The organism is Hahella sp. NS-SX17 (genome assembly GCF_057367735.1).
On the sequence record NZ_CM170632.1, the window covers coordinates 6,740,364 to 6,758,573 of the forward strand.

The following is an 18,210-nucleotide window of genomic DNA, read 5'->3' on the forward strand; positions in this document are numbered from 1 at the left end:
AATCTAATTCCTTACTCCTATGCCATAACATGCTTAATTCAGTACCCACTTAGTTTTCTCTGTCCTACCAAATTCTTTAGCTGGACCATGACATAGAAAAGCCTAATTCGGACAGTTAACCTTGTAGGTCCAACCTGTACCATCGTTCTTAGCACTTAACTCTACCAATATGAGATTATCCCCTGCGCTCGGCTTATAGTTAAACTCCAATTTCCCAGAGCCTGATACATAACCCGGCGTTCCAGCAACTTTTACACCTCTATAATATACATCTATTCTATCAGCTATTTTAAAGTTATTATAATCAATTAACACTTTTCCAGATGAGCTTCCCAGCTTATAATAATCTGCAAAAAATCCTTGCCCGCCCCCGGAAGAGTTTATCTGACCACATTGAATCAGCCTAGTTCCTAGATGAACTTTGCCTGAAAAATAAGCCGGATATCCATTGGCCATACCACTATACTTAAGCTCGTATCTTGGGGTCCATCCTTCCGGCTGAGAGCTTCTATCAGGAAGAAAAAGGCTCTTTGTGGACTTACCATTTGGAGAAATCTTAACATTCCACCCACCTCCAGAGAACATAGACTCTCTCAAGCAATACCCTTTCCCATTATTCTCGCAGATTTGTATTTCTCCTTCGAGCATATAGTTAGTAGTATTTTTGAATACTATATTTTTTCCATCATTAGAAGTGGATATTTCGACTATTGGACTTACAACATTAATGTGCGCCTTTGATGCGGAGACATTTAGTATGTTCGGCCCGCTTGAAGTAGGCCCTTCATCGCCCAACTTACCTATAAAGACAACAAAAACATCATAACTATTACTTTGATGCGGGAAATCAATGTCAATAAATTGAGACTCAGCATTCCCAGGAATTGTCATTTCAAATCTATCTAATAAATGCCTATCCCCTTTACTATCATCATAATATACAGAGAAAATACCAGACATCTCTTCTGCCGTTTCGTTCTTAATAACCCACTGATACTCACCACTTCCATTTAATTTAGGCCGAAAAAGAAATTCGCCTCTAAAGAAATAGTCAAGAAAGCCAGTGGAAAACGCTACCGCCCTTGGTATCAAAAACCGATAGCGAGCAGCATAGTTGAAGCTATTAAGGGAAAATATAGGCCTCCTCCCTTCTTGTATTAAATGCTCATCAAACATCGACAAAGCGCTAAAGCGGTTATTTACCTGCTTCAATCCATTACATGGATCCTCAACATAGCCTGCAATGAAAGATAGCTGACCAGAAGCGCTTATCCTATCTCCATAAGGAGTGGTTGCAGGTAAATATAAGTTCTCAACCCATTTATCCACACCATTTGGAAGAGGGTGGTCTTCATCAGGGAGCAGTCCAGACTTTACTATAGAAGGAATTGCGCTCCACTCCCCATCAGAGCGAAAGTTCGTTTCCACCGATACAAAGTTATTGCTCGTAAACTCCGCCATCCCCTCACCGTTGTGGCGCCAAAAATCCTCAGGACGAGTAAAGCTAGGTATGCAAGCCGCCTGATATCCATCAGTAGGAAAAACTTTTTCCAGATCATTCGTGTATTGCGGCTGCGCGCCAGTAACAGCAAACAATACCCCACCAGGAACCATAGTAGCCCCCGATTTTGACACCACGAGATCCTCAGTTATTCTTTCGTAGATACTAGGCTCCAGATACCAGCATCTCTCGCTACCCGATGGCGTGGTATCACACCCCCTATCAATCCAACTGGCAAGTTCTGGAGTATATAGATGAGAGTCATCTCGCACATGCTGTGGCTGCCCCATATCTTGTATGTGATGAATCACCTGTCCAAGCGAACGAAACACCAACGCCCAATTTCTTGAACGCTCTAGTGAGGATACGGCGGTCAACGCAGCAAATTGATATGCTCTTGCTTCCTGATAAGAAAAACGCTGTATATCCTCACCGAGAGAACTACTATCCCTTTCAGGCTCTATTGCCCATACAATAGAAGCTTCAGATTGCCCTAGATATCCGTATGGCTCACCAGAATCAAGATGCTGCTGGGGATCATAAAAATGACGAGCGGACCTGATACTGTCATCAGAGTCATCTTCAAGCCTAGCACCAAGACCGACCAGATCTTTAATGGTAATTTTATTTGCAGTAATGGTGCTAGGCAGCCAGGAGCTACTATAGCTGAGACCATAATTAGAAAGTATAGAAGTAGTACTTAACTTTGACTTTTCTACAGCCCTTTCAGATATATATTCATGCGTAGTTAGCTCATAGCCGCCAGCAACAGCCGGAAAAAATAAAACTAAAAGCACGCCACATATTAATTTACTATATTTCAACTTCCGTTTCCTAACTACTTTAAATTGACTTTGAAGATACACACAAGAACCGATCATAATCTGGAATTCCTGAAGCAGTTCCTTTCTTCAGAAAATAGTCCCTTGCTTCAAGAAAGTTTAAAATAGTGACTGGGAACGACTCCCAGTAACAGTCACCTTCTTTTTCATACAAAATAATACTTATATCCGCAGCAAAGACAGATACAGCTTCCACATATTTTGGCATACCATGCTCCTTCAAAGGTTGCATGGCGACTGTTTTACCATCCCAGCTGGAAGTCAGCCTTAACCGATCAACTTCTTTATCTTTAACGGAGGGCGCAAGCGCCTCTCCTACCGCGAGGGGATAATAGCCTACTTTAAAGTAGTATATTCTTGGATATCTCAATAGCGTAACATCGGCTACCAATGACAATTTTGGTCCCCATGGTTGAAGTGTATAGCTTCCATCAGGAGCAGAAGCGGTCTCAATTACTGCTATACGTTCATCAATTGAGCCGTGCCAGCCAACTTTATCCCAGTGAGCCAATATAGCCACACCTTCCAGGGCCTTTCCTGTCTCGGAGTCAATGACCACCCCCGATATTGGGCGTGACGCAACCCCTCCCAACAACGCATATACAGCATAAGTGATATATCTGGCATTAAAAAAATTAGAACATTTCAATACAACACAAACAAGAAAAGCAGCCAACCCCAAACCAATATAGAACCTTACTCTGCCATACATTAACATAAAAAAAAAATCAAATCCCTATAAGCTTTCAATATACCAACGCCCCAGAGCATTTTTATACAGAGCACATATATGAACATACTTTTTCCCATTCACTGACTGGGTTACAATAAGTTCTGCATAATTACTTTTAATGGATAGCTTTGTAGGGGAAGAAAAGCCTTCCGCAACGCTTTTAATACGTCCAGCCAACTCATCAAAAACTCTTGAATAGCGCCCTCTAGATGAAGGGGAGATATAGCCAAGAGCTTTTCTATTATTTCCTTCAACTAAAGCAGCCGTGAAGTCTTTGAACACCATTTCAGGAGTCGGGTCTTCTTTTTCTTCTTCGGGAAGTACAAATCCGTTATCCCCCCCCAGTATTACACGGGAAATATTTTCATCGTCATATATTAATAAGTCATCCTTACCGTCCAAATTCACATCTTTATTTATAATGGTACCAATATCACTAGAAATTATCGCATCGTTATCACGACCCAGCGCTTGAATTTTCTGCAGTCCATTCCCTGATTGCGACAATAAATATGAATCCTTGTCAGCTTGTTTACTTTGTATCAATATTTCAGGGTTTTCATCTCCATAAAAGTCACCAGTAATTATGAGCAGCTCGATCATTCCATAGTCTACAGGGTCAAGATCAATACCAAACCGCAAAGACCCCAGCTTCCCATCAGCTCCGCCAAGCATTTCCATATGTTCAAACCCAGACTCTAGCGCAATAGGAATAATTATTTCTGATGCGACAATTACCATATTAGGCATGGACTGGAGGTATAAGTCGCCCTTACCATCACCGTCAATATCACCGTACCAAGCCCTGTATGTATTTTTCGCAAGCACCGCTGAGCGAGCTAACGAAGCAAAGAGTATTCCAGCCAAAATGAGAGCAATGCGAACATAGTAGGAACAGACCATTCAGCTACCTTTATTAACTTAACAGCAAAAAACGTCAAACTGGCACTAGACCAAAAAATCATTGCGTTCAATCAAGGACAATACCAGAATAAAATATTCAAAACACCAATGAAGCGACTATTGAAATATAGAAATCACACAATATCCCATACCAAAATCGGGGTAGCACAGTACATGAAAAGCAACACAAAGTGAACTCCTTTAAACATTGAAAATTCAACATTTATGCGCAGCCTTACTTCAGTGAGTTCAGTAATTAAAGCAGCCTCGGTTATTCGTCCCCACAAACAAGTTAAAGATGGTCAAATTTTCGGACTATTTGGCTCTCCGCCCATCCTGGATCTGCACTAAGATTTATATTAACGGCTGAATCAAATAGTATTGAGTCAGCGACAAAATCTAGAAACCAATCTGGTTTTTCCTCAGTTACTTTATTCCAAGCGAAATGCGCAGGATTAACACCAAATTTTTCATATCACCTCTCACCCAAACTCTCCTGCTTATACCGCAACAACGGAGACAGGAAGTATTCAATCAAGCGTCTTTGACCGGTTTTGATTTCACTGGTGACGGACATGCCGGGGCTTAGGCGGACGTATTTGTTTTCCACCGTCAGTCCATCTTGTTTGAGTTTGAGTCTGGCTTTGTAGACCAGTCCGAGGTTTTCGTCCTGGATGGCGTCGTCGGAAAGATCGACGAGTTCTGCGTCGATAATTCCATACTTGGTGAAATTAAAGGTATCTACTTTTACTTCGGCGGATTGACCTTCCTGAACGAAGCCGATGTCTTTGTTAACCACCAACGCTTCCACTTCCATTTCGCTGTGCTCTGGAACGATCAGCATCAGTTCCTGTGCAGGCGTAACGACGCCGCCGACGGTGTGCACCGCCAATTGCTGCACGGTCCCGTCGATGGGAGCGGTCAGGCGGGTTTGGCGGCTGCGTTGATCCGCTTTGATTCGCTCTTCCTGCAACGAGGCGGCTCGGGTGTCTGCTTCCCGCCATTGCGCCAACGTATTTTTATACTGTTCATGCAACAGGGTTTCTTGCTGAGCTTCATTGGCGGCGAGTGAAGCGCCGAGCTGCTTCAAACGCGCCTGTTGCACAGCCAGATCCTGTTCGACTTCAATCAGCTCCTGCTTGAGCTCCAGATATTGAACACGGGAGCCCAGCTTGCGATTTTGCATGACGTCCAGCGCGTTCACCCGCTCTCGCAACACTTCCATGATCCGGCTTTGCTTGGTGATTTCAGCCACGGTCATTTCATGCTCCGCATTGAGACGCGCCGCTTCACGCTCCAACGCGTTCAGTCGGGCGGTGAACTCTGCGGCCTCTTGCTGCAACAGGTTGCGATGTTGTTGCTGCAGATTGACCGGTAGCGCATCATCCTCTGGCATGACTGGAGAGACTGAACGTTCTTGCTGCAGCCAGTCGGCCATGGCTTTATAGCGTTGCGATTGCGCGGCGCTTTCCCGCCACTCGCCGTCCAATCGACGCAAGTCCGCTTCCGCCTGCGCGCCATCCAGGGTAATCAGCAAGTCGCCAGCCTTTACCGATTGGCCGTCGCTAACATGAATCTTGGAAATGACAGCGGTTTCCAGCGGCTGAATAGTTTTGACCCTCTCGCTGGGAATGACCTTACCCTGGGTAACGGCGACGATGTCTATCTTACCGAAACAAGCCCATATCACTGCAATGGTGAACAACAATACGATCGCCCAGAGAATGGCTCTACCCAGCGGGGACGCAGGTGTTTGCTCAATTTCGATTGCTGCCGGCAGAAACTCCAGAATCTCCTGCTGGGATAAAACTTCTTTTTTCTTTGGTTGCGGTTGCGCCTGACTCATTGTGCGCCTCCCTTCTCAGCATTGCCGATAATCGCATCCGCTGGAGCAGTCGTCTCAACTTTGCGTATTGCAGGGGTATGATTCTGATAACTATAGAGTTTGGTGTAATAACCGCCTTGCTGCAGCAATTGATCGTGATTGCCGCTTTCTACAATTTCGCCCTTATCCACCACAATAATGCGATCCGCCTGACGGACGGTGGAAAGCCGGTGCGCAATAATGAATACTGTGCGCCCACGACACATATGCCGCATGTTTTCCTGAATGACTCGCTCAGATTCATAGTCCAGGGCGCTGGTGGCTTCATCAAAAATCAGAATGCGCGGATTGCAGATCAACGCCCGAGCGATGGCGATGCGCTGACGCTGACCTCCAGACAGAGACGCGCCCTGCTCGCCCACGATCGTGTCGTAACCTTGCGGCAGCTGCACGATAAACTCATGAGCGCCAGCCAGTTTCGCGGCCTGGATAACGCGCTCCATGGGTAAACTTGGATCAACCAGGGCAATGTTGTCTTTCACCGACCGGTTAAACAAACGGTTTTCCTGCAATACAACCCCCACCTGACGACGCAACCAGGCGGGCTCCATTTGCGCCAGGTCCACGCCGTCCACCAGCACTCTGCCGGCTTCAGGCACATAAAGACGCTGGACCAGCTTGGTTAGCGTACTCTTCCCTGAACCGGAGCGGCCGACGATGCCGATCACCTCTCCCGGTTTCACATCCAAGGACAGGTTACGAAGAATATGAGGCTGATCCGGGCTGTAGCGGAATGATACGTTCTCCAAGCTGACCTGCCCCTGAATTTGCTGGAGCGTCGTGCGATTCGGATTATGTCCTGGCTCGGTCGGCGTATTGAGAATATCGCCCAACCTTGCAATAGAGATTCCCGCCTGCTGGAAGTCCTGCCAGAGCTGCACGAGTTTCAGAATGGGACCGCTAACGCGTCCCGCGATCATGTTAAATGCGATGAGCTGGCCGATGCTCAACTCGTTTTGCATCACCAACGTCGCGCCAATCCACAGAATTAATACCGTTACGACTTTATTAATCAACTGCGCCGACTGGCTGGCGATATTGCCAAGGTTATTCGCCTTAAAAGAAGCCGCGACATACGCCGCCAGATTCTCTTCCCAGCGACGCTGCATCTGCGGCTCCACCGCCATGGCTTTGACCGTTTCCATGCCGGAGACGGACTCAGTGAGAAACGCCTGATTCTCCGCCCCGCGCTTGAACTTCTCATCCAGACGATTGCGCAGGATTGGCGTGATATAGACGGACAGCGCCACATAGAAAGGTATCGAACCCAGCACTACCCAAGTCAGAGTCGGGCTGTAAAAGTACATCACTACAAAAAAGACGATGGTGAAGAACAGGTCGATCACCAAGGTTAACGCTGAACTGGTAATAAAGTTGCGGATCGTATCCAGTTCCCGCACCCGGGCCACGGTATTGCCCACTTGACGCATGAGGAAGTAGGAAATCGGCAGATGAATCAGGTGGTGGTACAGCTTGGAGCCAAGCGTCACATCAACCCGGTTCGTGGTATGGCTGAACACATAGTTCCGCAGACCGTTCAACACCACATCAAATATAGAGAGGACAACCAGACCAAAAGCGAGCACATCCAGTGTGGTTAAGCCCTTATGCACCAGCACCTTATCAATAATGACCTGAAAGAACAGAGGCGTAATCAACGCAAAAAGCTGAATAAAAAACGAGGCGATGATGACATCCCGCAACAGGGATTTATATTTGAGAATAGCGGGAATAAACCAACTGATATCGAACTTCCCGCTCATGCCCGGCAACACTGAACGTTTTGTAATAAGAATCAGGCGACCTGACCAGAGTTCCATAAACTCTTCTTTAGATAAAGTCTGCGGCCCCTGACCCGCCGGGTCCTGAATCAGAACTTTATCTTCCGCTGCGCGCGCGAGCACAACATAGCGTCCGTCTTGCGTCGCAGCTATCGCAGGTAAAGCGATATGCGCCAGTTTCTCCCAGGAAGAAGTAAACGCTTTGGCTTTCAGTTTGAGATGTCGGGAAGCACGGATAAGCGCCTGTTCAGTAAAGGCGTTTTCGTGAGTACCGAAGTGGTGTTGAATCTGGGCGGGATCGGCGGCGACTTGGTGAAACCGTGCCAACATCACCAACGCAGCGAGGCCGGTATCCAACCCCCCTGTGGAATTTATTTCAGACATCCTGACTACCATGACAACTAACGGTGAGTAAGCGGGGGCGGATTATATTTTGATCACCCGCCTCTATCAACTAGAAAAATGACAAACTGCAACGACATTCCCGTCGCCAGTCTCCTTATTGTAAGAAGGAGAAATTATGTCAAAGTAAAACGACAGGAGTTGACGATTGTGTGACAGGGTTGAAGCAATGAAGCCTGTAGGAAACAGGCGCGGCTAATGCACCGCGCCATGGTTTTCCTCTTCTTCTCCGCCAAGATCAAGGTCCCAAGGCAGCTTCACCCAATAGCTGTCGGGACTGACTGTCTGGCGTCGCAGCAAATTGAAAAACTTTGTCATATGTTCGTCACTGGCGTCGGACTGCCAGTACATACGACCCACAACATAACCCAGACCCATTTGCCGCCAGCTGTGGTACATGCCCTGCACCGCTCTCGCCGCATGCAGGATGCGCTCCCAGGCTTCTTCTTCCGGCAGCATTCCCACCAGATAGCCCCAGCGGCACAGGGAGATATAACGTCCGATATCCCAGGAGGCGATACCGGGCTCTCCCAGCGCGTTGGAATAGCGGCGGATGATTTTCATATTGGCGCGCAACTCTTCATCTTCATTCGCGTCCCAGGCCGCCTGATACTGTTCTGCGTCCAGTTGCATGACCTGCTCGCGCAGCTTACTGAACCCTGCCCGGTGGCCGCCTTCCAACAGCCAGTCCAAGGTTTCCAGCAAACTCTCCCTGTCCGTCACCGACCACCAGTCTTTAAGTCCTTCTTTCCAGGACTGAATACTCTCCGGGGTAGTAATTTCGCTACCTAACAGGTCATGCCGGGCGCGATTAAACTCAGTGAGAATAGCGGGAACCGCCAGCGCCCACAGCTGGCTCTCCGACAAAGGCTTTGGCTTATGAGTGGAAACCGCCAATTCAGCAGGACTGCAAGGGGATGGATTGGTAAAAACACGCCAGCTTCCATCTTTCTGGTGAGCCCAAAGCGATTCGATAGGCCCCAAAAAGCGCTCTACGCCTTGAGGCGTCAGCCCCGCCAAAGTCCAGGCCCATTGTTGCATATCCGTTGGCGGCCATTCCTCTTCGCCTGCGTCGCGGCGGGTTCGAAGGTGTTCCGCCACCGTTTCAATATCGCAGTGCGTCCACAGGATGCAGCCCATGATGGCGTTGTTACTGAGCCACTCTTGAAACAGAGCGCCGTCCACTCGCAGAGGCAACAAGTAGTATTGCCCTTTTTCCAGATTGTACTGCCAACGAATCGTGTGCAAGCCCAGAGATACCTGCGCTACACGATGATAGGGAACCTCTTCCGCCGGGCTCACCAGCCAGTAGGGCTGCCACACTGGATCGTCCACGACACGCTGGATAACGGCTTCACTGACCTCGTTACGACTAATCATTGCAGCGTTCCTTTGTACTGTTGCGACATCGCCCGCCAGGTATCGTCGGAGAGGGCTTCAAACATCTGGTTAAGGTTAAACTCATACACCTGCCCACGCTCCCGCGCCTGATGAAATTCGGCTAATTGCAGCATGTAGGGGTAGCGAAAAGGACTGCCCTCCGCCAGTTGTTGAAACAGAGTCAGCGCCTGATAAAAAATCGTCATGCCTTCGTCTTCCGGCAAATCGCCGGCGTGCGTCACCAGCCGCGTTAGCTGGGCGAACAATGTATTGGCCGCGCCAGGCGAGCCGGCCACAGCCTTTTTCAATGCATCTATATGGCCGCACATACTCCCCAGCACCACCGACAACGCATCATCTTCCGGTGCGAAGAGTCGCTCCGAAGCCTCCGTCAACCAGGCCTCCGACCCATCGCAGCGGGCCGCCAGTTCAATTAATGAGGGCGACTCATTGAGGGGAATATCGTCTTCCTCACCTATCTCGATCTCCTCTTCCACATCCTGTTGATCCGGATCAGGCTCTGAGTCATCCGCCTGCGCCGCCAGCCACGCCTCTCCCCATTCTTTCCAGAAGTCTTTAAGCACATACAGGATGCTTGAATTAACGGCCGGATGCTCCAACAGAGCCTGCGCCATATCGCCGCATGTCTGCGGTTTATGCTGCGCAAGCCAACGCAGCGATCGAGACAGCATGTTCTCGATGTAATAGTGCATGTCTGAAGAAATGTCAGACAGCGTCGCCAGACGCCAGATAAGTTCCTCTGAGACATAGCTTTCATCAAACGCCTTTTGCATGGCGCGACTAAGATAATCACGCCAGTATGCATTATTCTCGTCCAGATCCTTGAAGCGCAGTAAGTTCAGAGCGCTACACATGAAGTAGGCGGCGGCGTTGGGTCGCTCCGCCAGCAATGTCGCCAGATAGTTGTCCTCGTCTTCCCGCACCACTTTCTCCACAAACCATGCTGCGGAGATAGAAGGCTGCGGCGCGTAAAACAGATTGATCAGACTTTGCAGAAAGTAGCCCTCATCGTGGAACATGTCCGTGACCCACTGAGCACTGAGTCTACATGGCCGCTCTTCGCCATCCGGCGTGACCCGGTAGCGGTGCAGAGCTAAAGAGAGGTTGCGCCCCCACCGCGCGGCGCGACGGGTCAAAGTCGTAGACTCATAGGTCAACGCCATCGTCAGCAAGGTGCGTAACCCATGATATGCTCCGACGCCGCGACGATAAGCCTGATATTCGAGGAACTGCGCCATCTTGCGGTCAGTCTCCTCATCTTCCTGCGTAATGGCGAATTCAACGATCTTTTCCACCAGCTTGGCGGAATACTCGCCGCAATCCTCCCCGTCTAACATCACTTCCAGGTTATCGGCGTTGATACTGACCGTCTCCAGAGCTTTTACCAGCGGTGAAATCGCTCCAGCAGGGGCTTGAAACATAAATCTGGCTATTTTCCTGCGATCATAGTCGCCATGACCTGAGCGAGTAACCAGTTGCAACGCAAGTCGTTCCAGCAACATATGTCTGGCGGGCGTTATCTGCATCCAGATACTGTCTTGAACGCCGCCAAAGTTGGTGCGATCCAACTGCTCCAGCGCCCAGTTCCACACCAGCATATCGTCCGCCCGGGAAATGAGTTCGCAGAAGAGTGTGGCGAACAGGTCCGCAGAACCAAAGAAATGGCGCGCGAACTCCGGCCCCATCTCCAACTCAATCATGGAGCCGTCTTCGGGCGAACGATAGGTCATGCGCGTTCCCGCTGAATCGCGCAACAACTGGAAACAGGCGTTTGCATACAGAGGGGCTTTGGCGTTAAAGCTCTGCTGTAATATAAAGCGCAAACACAGAAAGCCTTCATGACCGTCCAGATTAATCTGACCACACAGAATCTGTCCCAGGGCTTTGCTGTATTGATCCAACGTTCCGGCGCCAATCGCCTCCAGTATAAATTTCCGCCATGCCTCGATCATATTCAGCGGCATAGGCGTGCGGGATGCGGCGTAAGCGATGGCCTCCAGATACTGCGGCTGTATCGGATACTCTCCCATCGCCTCCAAGGCGCAACGTTGGGCGCTTGCATCGCCAATAGCCAGCATCGTGTACAACCCATCCAACATCTGGCTGCGCTGACAAATCGCTGCTATACGCGAGTCATCCCGCTTTTCCTGTGGTAGCGCCAGGAGTATCTGAATGGCGTATCGACGCGAGCGTTCTCCTACGGTGTCGTCTTCCAGTAGACCCCAAAGGGACAGTGTTAGCGCCGCCGGCAAAGCCGAAAGTCTTTCCTCAATCAAACGCCACAACAGAAACTCACAGCGAGCGCCGCGACGGGACACATAAGAAGCCAGCGAGGCTGAGCCTTGGCGCGCCAATACGACGATTGCTTTGCATACCAGGGAGGACAGCGGCGAATTGAGGCATTCGGCAAGCACTGCTTCATGCTCCAGCAACAAAGCGGCCGAGCAACGAAGATCCGGCTCCGCAGACGTCAAGGCCTCGTTGACCTGGGAAATAACGTCTTCCTGCTCAGCTTGCGGCAGATTCAGCTCGCAGAGTCTGGAAAGATGCAATAGTGCGCAGGCCAGCCAGGGGTTTCCAGTGCCTGAGTGCGTCTTCCATAATCTGAACATAGCCTGCAGACATTCCTGGGCGCGCTCAGGCTGCCTTAGCGGCCCAGACTCAGCCAGACGTCCTTGCGCCCGCCAGTGCCCGAGGACACTAAACGCCTCCGCGGCAATGACACCGCCGACCTGCATAGCCGCCAACACTGCGTCAAACCAATGGCTTTCCAACTCTTCATTGATTTCAATAGTCGGGCAACGCACCCACGCGATGAAAGCGAGGATTCGGGTGGAGGACAAGGGACTTGCAGCCGCGATTTCGGAAAGACGTTCAATCTGATTTTCGAATGGACCTTGCGGCCCCGACTTCATCAGGGCGGTCTGTTGGTCATTCCAGGGCAGATGGCCGATCAGCTCATTTTCCAGATTGAAAACGTGCTCTTTGAACGTCAGGTAACGCTGACATAAACGCAGCTCGTCAATGCGATTCAGAGCCAGGGTGAGATGCTGATTGTACAGGCTGTTGTAATGGTCGACACGATCCTGCGGCAGGCTCAGCAAACGCTCCCTTAACTGCAGCTGATCCACTCCGGCCTGCTTCAACATACGCGCGACGCCGTAGTGCTCCGCATCGGTCATTTCGAAACCGCATTGCCGACAGAACTTACCCGGCGCCGTCAACTTCGCGCACCAGCCGCAGCGCACATCCGAGCGCACAACCCCGCCGCACTCCACACAACTGTCGCCAGCGCGCCAATCATTAGGCTGCTTCGCGTGGCATTGCTCGCAATACATTACATCCATTGGAAACACCTGTACTGAAACATGACGCAACCCGTCTCACGTCAATCGATGATGCAAACAGATACGCAGCGCGCCAGCGCTGCGCAGAAAGCGGAATAGCCAGCGCTTAAGAGTGGCCGCGCAAACTACGGATGCGTCCCCACAGGGTGTCTTTTTCATCTGTGGACAGATCACGCACCCGTTGCGCGATCTGGTCTTTGGCGACGCCTTCTCGCTTGAGCAATACCGCAATTTCAAAGTCCGCCACCGGTACGAACTCCGCGCCGCAGGAACGGCAGAAATTACCGGGACCGGACGCCGCGCACCAGTGACAGGTGGCGAAGCGCTCGACCTGACGTCCGCAGGACACGCAAAGGTCGCCGCTTTTGTAGTCTTTGGGCTGGCGATGCTGACAATGGGCGCACTTCACGATGTCCGCGCTTTCAACAACAACGGAAGGATTTAAAACAGAGGCGGAAGAAGTTGAGGAAGAGGAGGACATAGTGGCTGCTTGAGGGCCAATCGCCCAAGCCATGACCTCCGCGGCGACGCTTTGTTCAAGGCCGGACAGTGCGGCCAGCGTGCCGGCGTCGCCAACGGTTTGGAAGTCCTGTTTGCTTTCTATCCCTGCGTCCACTAACGCCTGAATGTTGTCTTCGCTGAGGCCTTTCGCTTTCAGTATGTTCTGTTCAAGTTTGGAAAACGCCATAACTTCTCATCCGTTGGTCAAGATAAAGGTGGGAATGTTTAGAAAGAGCATGTCTAAACTTAGCAGAGCCCTATCGTCAAACATAGGCTCTGTTTTGCATGTCGATACGCCCTGCGCATTTTTGGCGATAGCACAGCCAAACCAAGCGGCGTTTTTACTCATAACCCGTCATCCGCCAGCACGTTCCTGGGTCCCCGCCTCTTCCCAGCGCCTTAGACACAATCCTTGCAGACAGGCCAAAGGCCCTTCCATGGCGCGCTTTTTCGGATACGCCAGACCAATTTCCAGCTCTAACTTAACATCGACCAGAGGGCGCAATACGATGTCCTTACGCTCACGGGTTTCCGGCCAGTCCGGCGCCAGCGCAGCGCCTACGCCAGCGCTGACCAGGCCCAACGCGTACTCAATCGTGCGGATATTCGCCCGTTTCAGGAAGCTGATTTTGCGATGTCGCAACTCCTGCTGCAGGCTTTCCAGGGCGTCACATGGGCTGCGATGAATAAAGGGCAGATTATCCAGCTCCTCCAATGTCACCTGTTCCTGCAGACTGAGCGAATGCCCCGCTGGCAGCGCCAACAGATAACGGTCGAGCCAGATAGGTTGAAAGCGTTCGTCTTCACGCAGGTAGGCCGGCGTGATAATACGAGCGTCGCAGGGCTCTTCGGGATTCACCAGACTCAGCTCAAGCGACTCCACCGATTGAATCAGCTCTTTCAGCAAAAAACTCATGCGCTCGGCCCCCAAAGACCGCATCAGGCCAAGGGAAAAAGGCATAGGCTGAGGCTTGTTGCGAAAGAGTTGGGATATCGCCTGCGCCTCGCCAGTGAGCTTTTTCGCCAGGGGATACAGACGCTGCGCTGAGTCACTGGGATAAACGCCTTTGCTGTGACGGGAAAACAGCAGCGTATCCAGATGCGCCTCCAAATGCTGAATAGCGGCGGAGATAGAAGGTTGCGCCACATAACAACGCCTTGCAGCGGCAGAAATGGAGCCCAGCTCATACACCGCAATGAAGTACCGCAGTTCTCGTAGATCCATAGTGGGCGCCCCGGCTTTTGATATAGGAATTAACTATATCACATGCATATAAATAATATTTCTACTTTACCAACAGCGCTCGTATGCTAGACCTAAAATGGCGCGCGTATGGCGCGAACCCAATTCAGGAAAAGGTGATCCAATGAGCGCAAGCAAACCCCAATTCGACTGGAGCGATCCGTTTCTGCTGGAGACCCAGCTGACCGACGACGAGCGCATGATTCGGGACACGGCGCGAAACTATGCGCAGGAAAAACTGATGTCTCGCATCCTTGAAGCCAACCGTAAGGAGATCTTCCACCGGGAGATCATGAGCGAGCTGGGTGAATTGGGTCTGTTGGGCTGCACTTTGCCCGAAGAATACGGCTGCGCCGGCGCCAACTATGTCAGCTACGGACTGGTGGCGCGCGAAGTAGAGCGGGTGGATAGCGGCTATCGCTCCGCCATGAGCGTGCAATCTTCACTAGTGATGCATCCTATTTACGCCTACGGCAGCGAAGATCAACGTAAGAAATACCTGCCCAAGCTGGCTTCCGGCGAGTGGGTGGGCTGCTTCGGCCTCACTGAGCCTGACTCCGGCTCCGACCCCGCCAGCATGCGCACCCGCGCTGAACGCGTCGCCGACGGTTACCTGCTGAAAGGAACCAAAATGTGGATCACCAACTCCCCTATCGCCGATGTGATGGTGGTATGGGCGAAGCTGGATGGGGAAATACGCGGCTTCATTTTGGAAAAAGGCATGAAAGGCCTGACCGCGCCGAAAATCGAAGGCAAGTTCTCTCTGCGCGCGTCGATTACCGGCGAAATCGTGATGGACGACGTCTTCGTTCCTGAAGCCAACATGCTGCCCAACGCTTCCGGTCTGAAAGGCCCCTTCGGCTGTCTTAACAAAGCTCGCTATGGCATTGCCTGGGGCGCTTTGGGCGCTGCGGAGTTTTGCTGGACTCAGGCGCGTCAGTATTGCCTTGACCGCAAACAGTTCGGCCGTCCGTTGGCGGCGAATCAGATCATTCAGCTGAAACTGGCCAACATGCAGACGGAAATCAGTATTAGCCTGCAAGGCTGTTTACAGGCCGGCCGCCTGATGGACGAAGGCCGCTGCGCGCCGGAACTGATTTCTCTGATCAAACGCAACTCTTGCGGCAAAGCCCTGGATATCGCCCGCGTCGCCCGCGATATGCACGGGGGCAACGGCATTGCCGACGAATTCCATGTCATACGCCATGTGTGCAACCTTGAAGCAGTGAACACTTACGAGGGCACGCACGATATCCACGCCCTGATTTTGGGACGTGCGCAAACCGGCATCCAGGCATTCACCGGCGCGTAAGCGCCGGCTCCCCGCCATCAGGATATAAACAGCTTTTCCAAGAACTGAATCAGGCTGAGGTAGCTCTTCATGCAAAACCGGGCTGAAGTGGTGGAACAAAACTTTCTTCGTCGCGTCAGCGCAGGGGATCTACCCACCCCGCTGTCCGCCACCTCGCCGCAACAGGCTGGCTTAAGTCCGGCGCAGGCGGCGGCGATATTCGAATCCCAGGCGCTCTCGCGCATTCTGGATCTGCACTCGCGCAAGTTGCAGGCGCGGGGAGAAAGTTTCTACACCATTGGCAGCTCCGGCCATGAGGGCAATGCCGCCATTGCTGCGGCGTTCCGGCACAACGACATGGCCTTTCTGCATTACCGGGACGCCGCCTTTATGATTCAGCGCAGCAAACAGGTTCCAGGGCAAACTATCGCCTGGGATTTCCTGCTCAGTTTCGCTGCGTCCGCGGAAGATCCTATCGCCGGCGGACGACATAAAGTGCTGGGCTCGAAATCGCTGTTTATTCCGCCGCAAACCAGCACCATCGCCTCGCACCTGCCAAAAGCGGTGGGCGCGGCATACAGCATCGGCCTCAACCGCCGCCTCAGGCTCAATGGCGAAATGCCTGACGACGCGGTGGTTCTGTGCAGTTTTGGCGACGCGTCGCTGAACCACTCAACCGCGCAGGGAGCCATTAACACCTCATGCTGGACTGCTTACCAGCGTGTACCGCTGCCCTTATTGTGGGTCTGCGAAGATAACGGCATCGGCATTTCCGTACGCACCCCCCAGGGCTGGGTGGAAGCGAATATGAGCCGCCGCCCCGGTTTGCACTATCTGCGTTGCGACGGACTGAATTTTGCGGATGTCTACGCCACGGCCTACCGTGCTGAGAGCATTGTCAGAAAGCGCCGCGAACCTGCATTTCTGCATATGTCCTGCGTACGCCTGATGGGGCATGCAGGCTCCGACGCCCAGCAAGCTTATCTGAGCATGAAAGAAATCGAAGCTCATGAAGCGCAAGACCCCTTACTGCACTCAGCGCGCATTCTCATTGAGCATGGGATATTGAGCGCCCACGACATGATCGAGATGTATCACAGCACCACAGAGCGCGTGGTTAAGGTGGCGGAGGAAGCCATCAAGCGCCCCAAATTACTGACCAGCAAATCCGTGATGGCCAGTCTGACGCCGCCACGCCGCGTCGCAGCGCCGCAAACGGAATACGATAACGCTTACCAGGAAGCGCGCGAGCGCATATTCGCCCGCGAGCGTGTGCAGATGGAATCGCCGCAACATACCGCCCGCCTTATTAACTGGGCGCTCAGCGACTTGATGCTAAGCCACACCGACATCATCCTCGCTGGTGAAGATGTCGGCCGCAAAGGCGGCGTATACGGCGTCACCCAGAAGTTGCAGGAGAAGTTCGGCTCCCACCGCGTCATCGACACGCTGTTGGACGAGCAAAGCATTCTCGGCCTGGGCATTGGCGTCGCCCACAACCGTTTGCTGCCCATCGTGGAAATCCAGTTTCTCGCATATGTGCACAACGCCGAAGATCAGCTGCGCGGTGAAGCCGCCACCCTGAGCTTTTTCTCGCAAGGGCAATTCACCAACCCCATGGTGGTGCGCATTGCGGGTCTGGCCTACCAGAAAGGGTTTGGCGGACACTTCCATAACGACAACTCCTTTAATGTATTTCGCGATATCCCCGGCCTGATTGTGGCCTGTCCGTCCAACGGCTGGGACGCAGTGTCCATGCTGCGCGAGTCCGTCCGGCTGGCCCGCGAAGAACAACGCGTGGTGATATTCCTCGAACCCATCGCCCTGTACATGACCCGCGATTTACATGAAGAAAGCGACGGACAGTGGACTTACCCCTACTTACCGCCACAGGAAAACCAGCACATTGGCTTCGGGCAAGTTGGTCAATGGGGCAAAGGTAAGGACCTGGCGATCATCACCTACGGCAATGGCTACTACCTGAGCCGTCAGGCGGCGAAAGAGCTGGAGCAGGATGGCGTTCGCCTGCGCATCATCGATCTCCGCTGGCTATTACCGTTGCCCGAGGACGCATTGCTAGAAGCCATTGAAGGCTGTGAGCGGATTTTGGTGGTGGATGAGTGCCGACGCACCGGATCTGTCAGCGAGGAAATCATGACTCTGCTCATGGAATCCGGCTGGGATCGTACGCAAGTCAGCCGCCTGTGCGCGGAAGACTCCTTCATCCCCCTGGGTCGCGCCGCCACCTGCACATTGCCCGACAGAGACGGCATCGTCGAGGCGGCCAGGGCCCTGCTCGGCCATATCCTGTTAGCCAAAGCGGAATAACCGGACAAAAGCGGAATAACTCGCAGAGACGATTAACAGCGTGCGGAACATA

General features: G+C 52.0%; 11 protein-coding genes. 2 read left to right on the forward strand and 9 right to left on the reverse strand.

Going from position 1 to position 18,210, the window contains the following annotated elements:
• Positions 1-102: 102 nt before the first annotated feature.
• From AC2IBB_RS30145 to AC2IBB_RS30185, 9 genes are all read right to left on the reverse strand, one after another.
• Positions 103-2,325 carry a phospholipase C/P1 nuclease family protein gene (locus tag AC2IBB_RS30145; RefSeq protein WP_486330356.1) on the reverse strand — a complete coding sequence of 741 codons (2,223 nt, stop codon included), beginning with the start codon at positions 2,323-2,325 and terminating at the stop codon, positions 103-105.
• A gap of 19 nt (positions 2,326-2,344) precedes the next feature.
• A complete protein-coding gene (locus AC2IBB_RS30150) occupies positions 2,345-3,061 on the reverse strand; it encodes a hypothetical protein (RefSeq protein WP_486330357.1) in 717 nt (238 codons plus the stop codon).
• A gap of 18 nt (positions 3,062-3,079) precedes the next feature.
• Positions 3,080-3,979, reverse strand: coding sequence for a hypothetical protein (locus AC2IBB_RS30155; protein WP_486330358.1), 900 nt, complete (start codon positions 3,977-3,979; stop codon positions 3,080-3,082).
• Positions 3,980-4,454: 475 nt separating this feature from the next.
• The gene (locus AC2IBB_RS30160) at positions 4,455-5,825 is read right to left on the reverse strand and encodes an HlyD family type I secretion periplasmic adaptor subunit (protein WP_486330359.1); all 1,371 of its coding nucleotides are present in this window, start codon (positions 5,823-5,825) and stop codon (positions 4,455-4,457) included.
• Positions 5,822-8,029: a type I secretion system permease/ATPase gene (locus AC2IBB_RS30165; protein WP_486330360.1), complete on the reverse strand. Its 2,208-nt coding sequence runs from the start codon at positions 8,027-8,029 to the stop codon at positions 5,822-5,824. Before AC2IBB_RS30165 ends, AC2IBB_RS30160 begins: the two co-directional genes overlap by 4 nt.
• 213 nt (positions 8,030-8,242) lie before the next feature.
• Positions 8,243-9,427, reverse strand: a complete 1,185-nt coding sequence (locus AC2IBB_RS30170) for a DUF1266 domain-containing protein (RefSeq protein WP_486330361.1) — start codon at positions 9,425-9,427, stop codon at positions 8,243-8,245.
• Complete coding sequence (locus AC2IBB_RS30175) at positions 9,424-12,795, reverse strand: hypothetical protein (RefSeq protein WP_486330362.1); 3,372 nt, start codon at positions 12,793-12,795, stop codon at positions 9,424-9,426. The genes AC2IBB_RS30170 and AC2IBB_RS30175 overlap by 4 nt, the downstream gene beginning before the upstream one ends.
• A gap of 106 nt (positions 12,796-12,901) precedes the next feature.
• Positions 12,902-13,483: a hypothetical protein gene (locus AC2IBB_RS30180; RefSeq protein WP_486330363.1), complete on the reverse strand. Its 582-nt coding sequence runs from the start codon at positions 13,481-13,483 to the stop codon at positions 12,902-12,904.
• A gap of 168 nt (positions 13,484-13,651) precedes the next feature.
• The gene (locus AC2IBB_RS30185; RefSeq protein WP_486330364.1) at positions 13,652-14,521 is read right to left on the reverse strand and encodes a LysR family transcriptional regulator; all 870 of its coding nucleotides are present in this window, start codon (positions 14,519-14,521) and stop codon (positions 13,652-13,654) included.
• A 142-nt stretch (positions 14,522-14,663) separates the two neighbouring features.
• Here AC2IBB_RS30185 and AC2IBB_RS30190 point away from each other — a divergent pair, with 142 nt between their 5' ends.
• Positions 14,664-15,851, forward strand: coding sequence for an acyl-CoA dehydrogenase (locus tag AC2IBB_RS30190; protein WP_216737669.1), 1,188 nt, complete (start codon positions 14,664-14,666; stop codon positions 15,849-15,851).
• A 69-nt stretch (positions 15,852-15,920) separates the two neighbouring features.
• Positions 15,921-18,158 (forward strand): thiamine pyrophosphate-dependent enzyme, encoded by a 2,238-nt coding sequence (locus tag AC2IBB_RS30195; RefSeq protein WP_486330365.1) that lies wholly within the window; start codon positions 15,921-15,923, stop codon positions 18,156-18,158.
• The last annotated feature ends 52 nt before the right edge of the window (positions 18,159-18,210 follow it).

Excerpts from the sequence above, each read along its gene's own strand:
- AC2IBB_RS30150 (WP_486330357.1), bottom strand. The coding sequence starts at position 3,061 with ATGTTAATGTATGGCAGAGTAAGGTTCTATATTGGTTTGGGGTTGGCT.
- AC2IBB_RS30155 (WP_486330358.1), bottom strand. The coding sequence starts at position 3,979 with ATGGTCTGTTCCTACTATGTTCGCATTGCTCTCATTTTGGCTGGAATA.
- AC2IBB_RS30160 (WP_486330359.1), bottom strand. The coding sequence starts at position 5,825 with ATGAGTCAGGCGCAACCGCAACCAAAGAAAAAAGAAGTTTTATCCCAG.
- AC2IBB_RS30165 (WP_486330360.1), bottom strand. The coding sequence starts at position 8,029 with ATGTCTGAAATAAATTCCACAGGGGGGTTGGATACCGGCCTCGCTGCG.
- AC2IBB_RS30170 (WP_486330361.1), bottom strand. The coding sequence starts at position 9,427 with ATGATTAGTCGTAACGAGGTCAGTGAAGCCGTTATCCAGCGTGTCGTG.
- AC2IBB_RS30175 (WP_486330362.1), bottom strand. The coding sequence starts at position 12,795 with ATGGATGTAATGTATTGCGAGCAATGCCACGCGAAGCAGCCTAATGAT.
- AC2IBB_RS30180 (WP_486330363.1), bottom strand. The coding sequence starts at position 13,483 with ATGGCGTTTTCCAAACTTGAACAGAACATACTGAAAGCGAAAGGCCTC.
- AC2IBB_RS30185 (WP_486330364.1), bottom strand. The coding sequence starts at position 14,521 with ATGGATCTACGAGAACTGCGGTACTTCATTGCGGTGTATGAGCTGGGC.
- AC2IBB_RS30190 (WP_216737669.1), top strand. The coding sequence starts at position 14,664 with ATGAGCGCAAGCAAACCCCAATTCGACTGGAGCGATCCGTTTCTGCTG.
- AC2IBB_RS30195 (WP_486330365.1), top strand. The coding sequence starts at position 15,921 with ATGCAAAACCGGGCTGAAGTGGTGGAACAAAACTTTCTTCGTCGCGTC.